The 12,770-nt window shown below is 47.5% G+C and carries 11 protein-coding genes; 6 read left to right on the forward strand and 5 right to left on the reverse strand.

Annotated features, from left to right (window positions below; all coding sequences use genetic code 11):
• Positions 1–21: 21 nt before the first annotated feature.
• The gene (gene ung, locus GUA87_RS10400; RefSeq protein ID WP_193716488.1) at positions 22–702 is read right to left on the reverse strand and encodes a uracil-DNA glycosylase; all 681 of its coding nucleotides are present in this window, start codon (positions 700–702) and stop codon (positions 22–24) included.
• A 162-nt stretch (positions 703–864) separates the two neighbouring features.
• Between ung and GUA87_RS10405 the strand changes: the two genes are divergently transcribed.
• Positions 865–1,737, forward strand: coding sequence for an FAD binding domain-containing protein (locus GUA87_RS10405; RefSeq protein WP_193716489.1), 873 nt, complete (start codon positions 865–867; stop codon positions 1,735–1,737).
• Positions 1,730–4,459 carry a molybdopterin-dependent oxidoreductase gene (locus GUA87_RS10410; protein WP_193716490.1) on the forward strand — a complete coding sequence of 910 codons (2,730 nt, stop codon included), beginning with the start codon at positions 1,730–1,732 and terminating at the stop codon, positions 4,457–4,459. Before GUA87_RS10405 ends, GUA87_RS10410 begins: the two co-directional genes overlap by 8 nt.
• On the opposite strand, the gene GUA87_RS10415 is transcribed toward GUA87_RS10410, so the two are convergent.
• From GUA87_RS10415 to GUA87_RS10430, 4 genes are read right to left on the reverse strand one after another with little or no spacing between them, the layout of a single operon-like run.
• A complete protein-coding gene (locus GUA87_RS10415) occupies positions 4,446–5,432 on the reverse strand; it encodes an ABC transporter permease subunit (protein WP_193716491.1) in 987 nt (328 codons plus the stop codon). The two genes, GUA87_RS10410 and GUA87_RS10415, sit on opposite strands and share 14 nt — an antisense overlap.
• Entirely contained in the window at positions 5,429–6,286 is an 858-nt protein-coding gene (locus GUA87_RS10420) for a branched-chain amino acid ABC transporter permease (protein WP_193716492.1), read from the reverse strand. Before GUA87_RS10420 ends, GUA87_RS10415 begins: the two co-directional genes overlap by 4 nt.
• A gap of 9 nt (positions 6,287–6,295) precedes the next feature.
• Positions 6,296–6,994, reverse strand: a complete 699-nt coding sequence (locus GUA87_RS10425; RefSeq protein ID WP_193716493.1) for an ABC transporter ATP-binding protein — start codon at positions 6,992–6,994, stop codon at positions 6,296–6,298.
• Positions 6,987–7,721 carry an ATP-binding cassette domain-containing protein gene (locus tag GUA87_RS10430; protein WP_193716494.1) on the reverse strand — a complete coding sequence of 245 codons (735 nt, stop codon included), beginning with the start codon at positions 7,719–7,721 and terminating at the stop codon, positions 6,987–6,989. The genes GUA87_RS10425 and GUA87_RS10430 overlap by 8 nt, the downstream gene beginning before the upstream one ends.
• A gap of 240 nt (positions 7,722–7,961) precedes the next feature.
• Between GUA87_RS10430 and GUA87_RS10435 the strand changes: the two genes are divergently transcribed.
• The 4 genes from GUA87_RS10435 to phnY all read left to right on the forward strand — a co-directional run bounded on the left by GUA87_RS10435 (position 7,962) and on the right by phnY (position 12,721).
• Entirely contained in the window at positions 7,962–9,131 is a 1,170-nt protein-coding gene (locus GUA87_RS10435; protein WP_193716495.1) for a substrate-binding protein, read from the forward strand.
• Positions 9,132–9,157: 26 nt separating this feature from the next.
• Positions 9,158–9,889, forward strand: a complete 732-nt coding sequence (locus tag GUA87_RS10440; protein ID WP_193716496.1) for an isochorismatase family protein — start codon at positions 9,158–9,160, stop codon at positions 9,887–9,889.
• Positions 9,890–10,047: 158 nt separating this feature from the next.
• A complete protein-coding gene (phnA, locus tag GUA87_RS10445; RefSeq protein WP_193716497.1) occupies positions 10,048–11,289 on the forward strand; it encodes a phosphonoacetate hydrolase in 1,242 nt (413 codons plus the stop codon).
• Positions 11,290–11,296: 7 nt separating this feature from the next.
• Positions 11,297–12,721 (forward strand): phosphonoacetaldehyde dehydrogenase, encoded by a 1,425-nt coding sequence (gene phnY, locus GUA87_RS10450; RefSeq protein WP_193716498.1) that lies wholly within the window; start codon positions 11,297–11,299, stop codon positions 12,719–12,721.
• Positions 12,722–12,770: the final 49 nt, after the last annotated feature.

Below are 12,770 nucleotides of genomic sequence, written 5' to 3' on the forward strand. Positions count from 1 at the left end.
ATTTGGTTTATCCTCTTGATATCAATTGTTTACAGACCAATTGATAGGTGTTTTATGATGTTGTTCCAGATATGCGTTGGCTTTGGAGAAATGACCATTTCCAATAAAGCCCCGATGGGCTGACAAAGGGGATGGGTGCGGGCTTGTCAGGACCAGATGCCTGTTCCGGTCAATGACTTTTCCTTTCTTCTGGGCATAGCTTCCCCAAAGCATGAAGACGAGGTTTTCGCGCCCTTCATTAAGTGCACTCACCGCGGCGTCCGTAAACTCTTCCCACCCGCGTTTTTGATGGGCACCAGCTGTTGCCTGAACAACCGTCAGAACACTGTTTAGAAGTAGAACACCTTGATCGGCCCAGCTTTCAAGAAAGCCATGATCGGCAATTGGGATCCCAAGATCACGTTCCAGCTCTTTATACATATTGAGCAAGGAGGGAGGTGTACGAACCCCTTTTTTGACTGAAAAGCTCAATCCGTGAGCCTGCCCCGGACCGTGATAGGGATCTTGACCCAGGATCACAACTTTTACCCTATCAAAAGGTGTGTGATCGAAAGCTGCAAAGATTTCATTCGAAGGAGGATAAACGGTTTTTCCGCTTTTCTTTTCATCCAGTAAAAACTGCCTGAGACTTTTCATATAGTCTTTATCAAACTCGCCCTTAAGGACGCTTAACCAGCTTTTTTCCAGTTTGATTTCAGACATTTAATCCCCGAATTACAGATCGTTTGTAAAATGACGTCTTGTTGTTTCGGTTTTATTACAATTCTCGCTTTCAATGAAGCGGAATCTTTTCATATTTCGGAATTTCGCATGTAAAATGAAACTAAAAGGGGCCTTTATCTTGTTTGTTGACCTGTGATAGTCATGAATGATGAAAATAAAGGCATGCGGATGGGAAAATACAGCAAACCCGAGAGTTTAGAGGAAGCGTTGGAGTGTCTAAAAGACAGTGCCGCGACCATTTTGGCTGGCGGAACGGATCTGTATGCCAATGAATCTTTCAAAGCTGATAATCTTCACCTTATAGATATTTCAGAAATTCAAAGCCTTTGCGAAATCGAAAGCACATCAGATGGCTGGTGGATTGGTAGTGCGGTCAGCTGGAGCGAAGTTGCAAAAGCTGATTTGCCACCGCTTTTTGACGGACTTCGAGAAGCGGCACGAATGATTGGTGGGCGGCAGGTTCAAAATGCAGGTACAGTTGGCGGTAATATCTGCAATGCGTCCCCAGCGGCGGATAGTGTTCCCCCACTAATGGCAATGAATACCTCTGTAGAGATTAGAAACATCCACGAGACGCGCCTTGTTAAACTTGATCAGTTTATCAAAGGGCGAAGAGACGTTGACTTAAGGCCTGATGAAATGGTCACGCGCCTCTTCGTACCAGATAACGGCAAGACCTCTCGATCGGTATTTCTTAAAACTGGTGCGCGCGCGCAATTGGTTATTTCACCCGTTATGGCGACGGGTATTCTTCAAATAGATCATGACGATGTTATCATCGATTTTCGAATTTCCATCGGTGCATGTTCGCCTGTTGCAAAAACATTGGACAGCATTGGGGATCGGGTCAGAGGATTGCACATGTCTGAAGATTTGAGCGCATATGTTAGGGAAGAGGATTTTGATATTCTGGATCCGATCAGTGATATGCGAGGAGATGCGGAATATCGTCTCAATACTGCAAAATCCATGACACGCCGGTTGATCCGTGAATTACAGGTGGCTCATGTCTGACAAGCTCACCTTCACCGTAAATGGCATTCCAGTTTCCACAAGTCGGCCCAGAGGGGAAAGGCTATTGGATTTACTGCGGGATGATTTATCGCTCACAGGCACGAAATCAGGGTGTAATAGCGGTGATTGTGGCGCCTGTACGGTACTCATAGATGGGGAGCAACATTGCGCCTGTTTAACGTCCATCGGAAAGTTAAAAGATAAATCCATTCAAACAGTTGAAGGATTATCCGGTGATGCAGAATTAAACAATTTGCAGCGCGCTTTCCTGAAGGCGGGGGCGGCTCAATGCGGGGTTTGCTCCCCCGGAATGCTGATGGCGGCCCACAGCTTGCTACAAGAAAATTCGGCACCAACAGAAACACAGGTTAAAGATGCCCTTGGCGGTGTGTTGTGTCGCTGCACCGGGTATCAGAAAATTGTTGAGGCTGTTCTGATGGCTTCAAAAGATCAGGTGGATTTATCTGATCCAACGGTAACAAGTGACTCTATTGGAAAATCTGTTCTGAAAGTGGACGGAGAAGAAAAACTCAACGGCGCAGCACGCTATGGCGCGGATGTAATTCCGGATGATGCCCTTTATATCCGGGTTTTAAGATCCCCTTATCACAGGGCAGAAGTTGTCTTTCCAAAGGAATGGCCGTCAGCGGATGAGTTTGACGGGATCACTGATATTTTGGGCGCTCAGCACATTCCCAATAACCGATATGGTATTTATCCTGAAGGAAAGGATCAAACCGTCCTTTCTGAAGGTGTTGTGAGATATCGGGGGGAGGCCATTGTCGCCCTTGTGGGTGAGAAAGATCGACTTTCCGATTATTCCCTTGATGATTTTGGGATCACTCTGAATAAATTGCCCGAGATTATGGATGCAGAGGAGGCATTGGCCAAAGGTGCCCCTGAATTTCATGAGGGGCATCCCAACAACATCTTGATCAGTAAGACACTGCGCTCTGGTGAAGAAGGTGTAGTGGGGAAAGTCTCTTCAAGCGGATCATTTTGCACCAGTTTTGTGGAACATGCGGCCATCGAGCCAGAAGCCGGATATGCGTATATGGATGAAGGCCGCCTTGTGATCCATGCATCCACACAGGCAGTGCATATGGACTTGCAGGAAGTGGCTCATATCACTGGAATGGCGGCGTCTGATATTCGTATTATCCCGACCGAGGTTGGCGGTGGGTTTGGCGGAAAACTGGATGTTTCTGTTCAGCCGCTTCTGGCCATCGCAGCGCTTCGATCTAATCGTCCAGTGGCCTTTGTCTATTCCCGCAGCGAAAGTATGCAGGCATCGCCAAAACGGCACGCAGCAAACATCACCGCAGATTTTTCCGCAGATAGGAACGGACATCTGGTATCCGCCAAACTTTACGGCAGGTTCAATACAGGTGCCTATGCATCCTGGGGGCCGACGGTAGCGGGACGTGTTCCCGTTCATGGAACCGGACCGTACCGTGTACCCAATGCTGAAATTACAGGGGAGGCCATCTATGCAAATGGTCCCATCGCGGGGGCCTTCAGGGGATTTGGAGTGCCGCAGGTGGCGATTGCCCATGAATGCCTGATGGATGATTTGGCGTTGGAGCTGGGACTTGATCCGTTGGAGATCCGTATCAAAAACGCACTCCAAGCAGGGGATGTAACGGCAACCGGTCAAAAATTAGCGGCGAGCACGGGTCTTACCGCCTGCTTGGAAGCGTTAAAACCCAAATGGCAGCATTTCAAAGAACAAGCGACCTCCCTCAATAACGCAGACAGCTCAGCACGTTATGGCGTGGGTATCGGGGCCATGTGGTACGGCATAGGCAATACGTCTTTGAGTAACCCTTCTGAAATGGAAGTTGGCCTGACTAGGGACGGGAAACTGGTTTTCCTGAATGGTGCAGTGGATATCGGGCAGGGGTCAAATACCGTTCTATTACAAATTGCGGCTGCGGCGTCCGGATTTCCAGTTGATCAGTTTACTTATGTCATGGGGGATAGTGATCTGACACGGGATGCAGGTAAGACTTCCGCCTCCCGTCAGACATTTGTATCCGGGAAAGCGGCGGAGATTGCCGGTCTGGATATCCGCCAGAAAATCCTGCGTCAGGTTAATGCGTCAGAGAAAGCAGAACTTTCACTGATTGACGGAAATGTTCAGGTGAAAGACAGCGATGAAACCCATGTTATTAATCTGCGGCAATTATCGCCCGATGAAGATGGGTATGTGTTCAAAGGATTTGGGCGCTTTGACCCGCCTACCACTGATCTGGATGAAAACGGTCAGGGAACCCCATACGCCACATATGCTTTTGCCGCCCAGATTGCATTTGTTGAGGTGGACACCGAACTTGGCACTGTGAAAGTGAAAAACATTGTGGCGGCCCATGATGTGGGACAAGCGATTAACCCGCAACAGGTTGAAGGTCAAATTCACGGGGGTATCGCACAAGGGCTTGGGCTCGCCTTGATGGAAGAATATATCCCCGGGAAAACTGAAAACTTACATGACTATTTAATCCCGACCTTTGGGGATATGCCGGATATTGAAAGCATCTTGATTGAAGATCCGGAACCTCTTGGGCCATATGGCGCCAAAGGAATTGGAGAGCCTGCATTGGTCCCGACTGCCCCTGCCATTTTCGGGGCCATCAGAAATGCGACAGGGGTGCGCGTCACACAAGCGCCAATGACCCCGACAAGATTGCAAAAAGCAATCCGAGATCTTAGCGGATCCTGATTTTTAACTTCTCGCCAAGGTAAGAAAGTGGTGTCGCGATAAGCCCTTTTGGAAATAGAACAACGCTTATCATAAACAGGCACCCAAGGATCATAATCCAGAAATCCCCAAATAATTCTGAGAACCAGTTTTCAGCATATCGAGTGACAAAGGCTCCCAATAGGGCGGCAAGCAAAATCTCTTTCCCGCCAAGGGCAACCCAGATCAATACCTCAGTCGATAAGGTGAACCCAATAAGGGTTGGGGAAGCAAAGCCATCCAATGTCACAAATAGCGCCCCTGCAAGCCCTGCGATGCCGGCCCCCAAACAAAAAACAGAGAGCTTTAAGGGTAATATGGCGTAACCAAAAAACGTCAAACGTTCCTGATTTCCCCGAAGGGCCGCGAGCAATATGCCGTATTTGGTCGCCATCAATATTTGCAAGGATACCAGCACGATAAACACAATACTCAGAAGCAGGTAGAAGAGGGGGATCGCATCCCAAAACTCATAAAACACGCCAAAGCTGTTGATGGTAAGCGGCGGAATATCCAATAATCCGTTATATCCCCCAAGGGCGTACCAATTACTCATGATACGTTCCAGTATCAGGGTAACGGCGATGGTCATAATGGCAAGGTAAGCCCCTTGCACCCCTTTTCCGGCAAAAAGAAATATCCCAAGCAAAAATGCGGCGAGGACGGACAGAAATATCGCGAATATAACGCCCAAAATACTTGCGGTGATGTCAGGGGTGATCATTCCTTTAGTGAGTGTCGCCATAGCATACGCGCCAATACCAAAAAACGCAGCTTGCCCAAGGGAGAGAATACCGCCGTAGCCCCAAACAATGGCGAGGGATAATGCGAAAAGACCATAGACGAGATAGTAATTAAGCTGGCTCACCCAATATCCGCTCAAAAATGTGGGTGCCGCCAATAAGATTGAAAAGACCGCAAAGGTCGGAAGCAGGGGGAGAAGCCTGTTTGTCATTTTGATTTCCCACCCAAAATGCCATTGGGACGCATCCGAATAACAACAAGAGCTAGAAGGAAGACAACCACTTGTGCGGCAACGGGAGAAATCCAGGTTGTAAGCAGGCTGTTGGTACCTCCAACGGCGGCCCCGCCCACTAAAACACCCGCAAAGGGCCCGGTGCCTCCAACCAGCAAGGACAAGAAGCCCGGCACCAAATACCCAAGTCCCATTTGCGGATCAACACTGATCGTTGGCGCTACAAAGGCACCTGCAAGCCCGGCTAGCGCCGAACCCGTCACGAAAGACCAGGAATTGATCTTTTTTGTATTTAATCCCAATATTTCTGATGTGATGGGACGGGAGATGACAGCCCGAGCCATCAAACCGTAATTTGTTTTCAAAAACACCCAGAAACACCCGAAAATCATGGCTGCTGCAAACCCCATTACCACCAATCGGTAAAGAGGATATTCAAATCCAATTAAAGACACTCTCATATCCAAAGGAACGGGAATGGACTGAGACTCGGGCCCGAAGAGGAGGACAATGGCCTGCTTCAAAGCGATGGATAGCCCCCATGTGGCAAGGATTGTATCCAACGGACGATGATATATGTGCTGAATGAGCGCTTTTTCGATCAGAAATCCAAGGAAACCCACAATTATCGGGGCGACAAGGATCGAAGGCCAGAAACCAATACCACTTTGACCTGTGAGAACGGCAACATACGCGCCGATCATAAAAAGCTCTCCGTGCGCCATATTGATAACGCCCATAAGTCCGAAAATAATCATGAGCCCAAGCGCCACCATCACAAGGATGAGGATATGGGAAAGCGCGTCCATGGCGATGATCAGAATGTCAGACATCTCCATAGTTCAAATCCCCAGAAACTGATGAAGAAGGTCGCTGTTTTCGCGGATCTCCTCTGCTGTTGCCTGTTGCTTAACCTCTCCATTTTCAAGAAAGATCACATCGTCTGCCAGATCCATAATGAGATCTACATTCTGCTCCACTAGTAAAATGCCGATGCCGGTTTCCTGATTGATGCGTTTAAGGGTTTGGCTTATCTCCTCAATGATACTGGGTTGAATACCCTCAGAAGGCTCATCAAGAAGCAGCAGTTTCGGGGCAGCGATCAAGGCACGGGCAATGGCTAAAATCTGCTGCTGACCACCTGAAAAAGTACCGGCTTTCTGGGTGGCGCGTTCTTTTAACACTGGAAATAAATCATAGATCCGGTCTAGGGGTGTTGTGTCCCCTTTGGCTCCTAAAGATCCAAGTCGCAGATTTTCCTCAACCGTAAATTCGTCAAAAATTTCACGTCCTTGCGGGACATATCCAATTTTTAAGTGAGAGATTTCGTGGGGCGTGGCATTGCTGATATCCTGCCCCTCGAACATAACAGATCCTGCTTGGAGCGGCACAATCCCCATAATGGTCTTTAAAAGGGTCGTTTTCCCCATACCATTTCGCCCAACGAGAGCTGCAATGCGATCTGTTGGGATCTGTAAGTTACATTTGTGTATCACAGTGGATTTCTTGTATCCGGATGTGAGGGAAGAAAGTTCAAGCAAATGACATCTCCCTTTTTCCGAAATACAAGGCCCGAACGTCAGGATTTGAGGATACCTCTTCAAAGCTACCCTTCATGACTATATGACCAGCAGACAGAACATAGATGGGACAGTCCAGCGCCTGAATAAACCGAATATCATGTTCGATGACGATAATTGTCGTCTGAAGTGTTTGATTTAACTCTTTGATCAGGCGAACGGTTTCCTGAGTCTCTCCCACAGTCATGCCGGCGGTTGGTTCATCCAGCAATATAAGTTTAGGGGACTGGATCAGTACCATACTGATTTCCAGCCACTGTTTTTCCCCATGGGATAGAGAACCCGCAAGAACCTCTTTTTTGTGGATCAAACCTACTTTGGTCAGGATGTCTTCGGCGGAAATATTCTGAGGCGTGGCCACGCCAAAACGAATGAGCGGGAGCGCAATGTTTTCCGCCACTGTCATTTCTTCAAATACAGACGGAGACTGAAATTTCCGACCAATCCCCAATTTGCAAATTTCTTCTGCTTTTTTATTGCTGATGTCGACCTGATCAAAGATCACACTACCACTGTCCGCGCTCTCAGCACCGCAGATCACATTGAAAAGCGTGGATTTACCGCATCCATTGGGGCCTATGATCGCACTTAATGTACCTGCCTCGATAGACATCTCCATATCATCAATGGCGATGACGCCACCGAATCTCTTGGATAGGTTTTTTAAGTGAAGCAATGGGTACGGCATGGAGTAATTTTGTAGGTGTTCTTACTAAATTAGAAGTTGGGTCGTCTGCGTTCAAACAAAAAAACATATGTGTGCCGTCAAAGAATTTATCTTATTGAGACTATTTCTGTCTTTTTCCATGAATTTTAAATTTGAATACTTGAATTGGAGTGAAAATACCAGATAAACAACTGCAAAATTGTTGAAATGACAGGTTCATCAATAACTTGTATGCAATCAAATAATTTAAAAAGGTTCGTTATGACTGGGATCAGCCGCAGAAATTTCATTGCCGCTTCAGGCGCTACACTGGCCGCAAGTGCGTTTTCAATGCCCTCCATTGCAAGTGGTAAAACAATTAAAATCGGTGCAGTGCAGCCATTCTCTGGTGGGCTTGAATTGTTTGGCGCGCAGGCCAAAATGGGATTGGATCTTGCCGCATCTCAGATCAACGCCGCTGGCGGTATCCTGGGCCATCAGGTTGAGGTTCTGTATGAAGACAACAAAACTGATCCTAAAACATCAGTTGAACGTGCCCGTAAATTGATCCAGCGCGACGAAGTTATGGCGCTGTCTGGTCCAATTACATCTGCGGCCCGTGACGCTATGGCAGGTACAGTTCGCCGCATGAAAACACCGCTTCTATATGCAACAAATTATGAGGGCGGTATTTGCGATCGTTATTTGTTCTCTTTCAATACGGTTCCAAATCAGGATACGGCACCACTTATTCCTTACTTGAAAGAAATTGGAAAAGGCGACAGCTATTACATGTTTGGTGCAGATTATGTATGGCCGCGTAACATGTTTAAAGCGGCCGGTGACATGATCAACAAAATCGGCGGTAAAAGCGTTGGTGAAGAATACACGCCATTTGGTGTCAAAGATTTCTCACCGATTATTCGCAAAATTGCAGACTCTGGTGCAAAGATCCTACTGTTTGCGCTGCCGGGTGCAGATGGTATTACCTTTATTAAACAGGCAGAAGAGTTTGGCCTGATGGATAAAGTGACCATTGCCTTCCTCGGATTTGCGGAAACTTATCTGGGCGCTTTCGGTGCCGGTAAAGGTGAGGGGATGTATGCAGGTCTTCCAATGGTCGCAAGTTCATCTGAGGCTGGTGTTCAGGATTTTGTTTCTCGCATCAAGGCGCAATCAGGTGCCGATGCAGTTGTGTCTTTCTATGTGATGACTCACTATAATTCGCTGATGGCTGTAAAAGCAGGTATGGAGCGTGCCGGTAAGGTAGATAAAGAAGCATTGATTGACGGTATGGCGGGTCTTGAATTTAATATCCCGACAGGCAAAGCATCTATCACAAAAGATGATCACCACGTTGCCATGAACATGTATATCGGTAAAACTGCAGGTGGTAGTTTGCAGGTTGAAAAATCTCTTGGGATTATTGAACCTGCTAAACAGTGCAGCTAATCGAATTTTGAAATAGTGGGGAAGTAATGCAGATTTCAGAAATTACCACAGCACTTGAGGGGCATATGCCCCTCGGCTTTAAAACACTAAATGTGTTGTCAGACTGCCGAAAGGCTGGCTTGGTAATTGTTGATGAGATCAACGGATTTGCAACTGTTGGCGCCGGAAATCTGGCGCCCCCCGTACCCAATGATCAGGTTACCACTATGGTATCCGAAACGGACCGTATCGCACGGGCGTTCAGTGCCAATGATCTTCCTGTTCTAGCCTTTCTAGATACCCATGAGCCCGGAAAAGCGGAACCACCTTATCCACCGCATTGTGAGGCAGGTACGGGTGAGGAAGAATTGGTTCCTGAGCTTGAATGGCTACATGAAGATGAAAATGCCACCTTGGTTCGAAAAGACTGTATCAATGGGTTTATCGGTGCGTTCGATAAAGATGGCGGTAATGCCGTCATGCAATGGGTGGCAGATAACGGCATTACAGATCTGCTGGTCGTTGGGATTTGCACAGATATCTGCGTAATGGATTTTGTGCTGACATCTTTAAGTGCGCGCAACCACGACATGCTGTCTGATCTGAAAGAGATTTACGTCTACGATAAAGGCTGCGCGACCTTTGATATGCCAAAGGAAGTCGCTGTTGATGTGGGGCTTCCAGAAACATCTGCGCACCCGCAGGATATTACCCATTATATGGGGTTGTACTTTATGGCCTCCCGCGGTGCGGGGCTTGTAAATCAGGTCAATATTTAATATCAGTCTGACTTATTGAAAAGATTATAAATATCAATTTTAATAATTTATCAGCTCTCTTTATACTCCTCATAATTCTGCAATAGTAGTATTGCAATATGACGGGCTGTTTCGGATGGGAAGCAGTTTAAGTATCATCTTAGAAGAGGGTTGAAAGTATGTCGAAAGACACAATCACGGTAAATGGCCGTAATTACGCATGGCCAAAGAAACCTGTTGTTGTGGTTTGCATTGATGGTAGCGAACCTGCCTATATCGAAGAAGCCATTAAAATGGGTGTCATGCCCTATATGGAAAAGGCATTGGCGGGCGGTGCAGATCTTCGTGCAGATTGTGTTGTTCCAAGTTTCACCAACCCAAACAACCTGTCGATTGTAACTGGTCAGCCACCAAAGGTTCACGGTATTTGCGGTAACTATTTCTACGATACTGAAAATGACGAAGAGGTCATGATGAATGACCCGCGTTTCCTTCAGGTGCCGACAATCTTCAAAGCCTTCTTCGATGAAGGTGCCAAAATCGCTGTCGTAACAGCAAAAGACAAACTCCGCACATTGCTGGGTAACGGCCTTGATGTGACATCCGGCCGGGCGATTTGTTTCTCTTCCGAGAAATCAGCCGACGCAACAATGGCTGAAAATGGCATCGATGATGCGGCATCCTGGATTGGCCGCGAAGTGCCGTCTGTTTATTCCGCTGAACTCAGTGAATTTATCTTCGCATGTGGTGTGAAGTTGATGGATGAGTTTGCGCCCGATCTGATGTATCTCTCTACCACTGATTATATTCAGCATAAACATGCACCGGGGACACCTGTTGCCAATGATTTCTATGCGATGCTGGACAAATACATGACGGAACTGGATGCCCGTGGTGCCGTTATTGCGCTGACCGCTGATCATGGCATGAAACCAAAATTCGACGATGCAGGGGAGCCGGACGTTATTTTCTTGCAGGATTTGTTTGATGAATGGTTGGGCGAAGGGAATTCCCGTGTGATCCTTCCAATTACTGACCCTTATGTGGTTCACCACGGTGCACTTGGATCCTTTGCAACCGCATATGTTCCAGAAGATCGCCGCGACGAAATCATCGCAAAACTGAAAGACGTGGATGGCATCATGGAAAGCCTGTCTCGCGAAGAAGGTTGCGCCAAGTTTGAACTGCCAGAGAACCGTACTGGTGACATCATCATTGTCTCAACAACAAACAAGGTTCTGGGGACGAGCGTTAGCCGTCATGACCTGACTGCCTTGAAAGAGCCGCTTCGCTCTCACGGTGGCATTTCAGAGCAGCGTGTACCGCTTCTTTGTAACCGTCCTGTTGGCGATTTTGTGTCCAAAGAAGGTAAGCGTAACTTCGACATCTTCGATATGGCACTGAACTACGCAGAGGCATAAGAAAAACATGGATATCCGTCACGAGCAAATGCGTATCGCCGGTCAGAAAATCGATACTGATGACCGAATTGAAGTACGCCACCCGTATAACAATGAAGTCGTTGGGACGATCCCGGCAGGGCAGGTTGAACATGTCCGCCAGGCCTTTACGGCTGCGGCTGAATACAAGCCGACCCTGACACGCCATCAGCGTTATGAGATTTTGCAAAAAACGGCGGATATCCTTGTTACCCGAAAAGAAGAGATTTCCGACTGCATCACAGCTGAGGCTGGACTTTGCAAAAAAGACAGCCTTTACGAAGTAGGCCGTGCCTATGACGTGTTCAGCCTGTCTGCACGTCTTTGTATTTTAGATGATAGCGAGGTTTATTCCTGCGATATCACGCCGCACGGTAAGGAACGTAAAATCTTCACCATGCGGGAGCCTCTGACAGCCATCAGTGCGATTACGCCTTTTAACCACCCGCTTAATCAGGTGGCCCACAAAATCGCGCCATCCATTGCGACCAATAACTGCATGGTCTTGAAACCAACGGAAAAAACACCGCTAACTGCGTTGTTGCTTGCGGATGTTCTTTATGATGCCGGTCTGCCGCCAGAAATGTTCTCAGTTGTCACCGGTCGTCCGGAAGATATTGCGGATGAAATGCTACTGAACGAACATGCTGAATTGGTGACTTTCACTGGCGGTGTTCCAATCGGCAAATATATTGCTGAAAAAGCAGGATATAAACGCAAAGTGCTGGAACTCGGTGGTAATGATCCGCTGATCGTTCTGAAAGACGCTGACCTTGAAAAAGCAAGTGATCTTGCCGTAGCGGGTGCTTATAAAAACTCCGGTCAGCGCTGTACGGCTGTTAAGCGTATTTTGGTTGATGACAGTGTAGCGGATGAGTTTGTGGCTTTGTTGGCCGCGAAAACTGAGAAGATCAAATACGGTGATCCTTTTGACCCTGATGTGGATATGGGTACCGTGATTAATGCCCAGTCTGCAGAAATGTTTGAACGCCGAGTGAATGATGCTGTGGCGGCGGGTGCCAAGCTTATTTGTGGCAATAAGCGGGATGGGGCACTTTATTCCCCAACTGTAGTTGATCATGTGCCATTTGATTGCGAATTGGTGCGTGAAGAAACCTTTGGCCCTGTGGCCCCGGTTATTCGTTTTAAAGATGAAGAAGATGCCATCCGCATTTCCAATTCCACGGCCTTTGGATTGTCTTCAGGTATTTGCACCGATAGCTGGCCATCCATTCAGAAATTCATTCGTGAACTGAATGTGGGGACTGTGAATGTCTGGGAAGTGCCGGGCTACCGTATTGAAATGTCTCCATTTGGCGGTATCAAGGACAGTGGTCTTGGATATAAAGAAGGCGTCCTGGAAGCAATGAAGAGCTTTACTAACGTGAAGACTTATTCACTTCCCTGGACTTAAAACACCCCGATTTTCGAAAAGCCGTATCCTCGTGATACGGCTTTTTTTG

The organism is Sneathiella sp. P13V-1, assembly GCF_015143595.1.
In the GTDB taxonomy this organism is placed as follows: Bacteria; Pseudomonadota; Alphaproteobacteria; order Sneathiellales; family Sneathiellaceae; genus Sneathiella.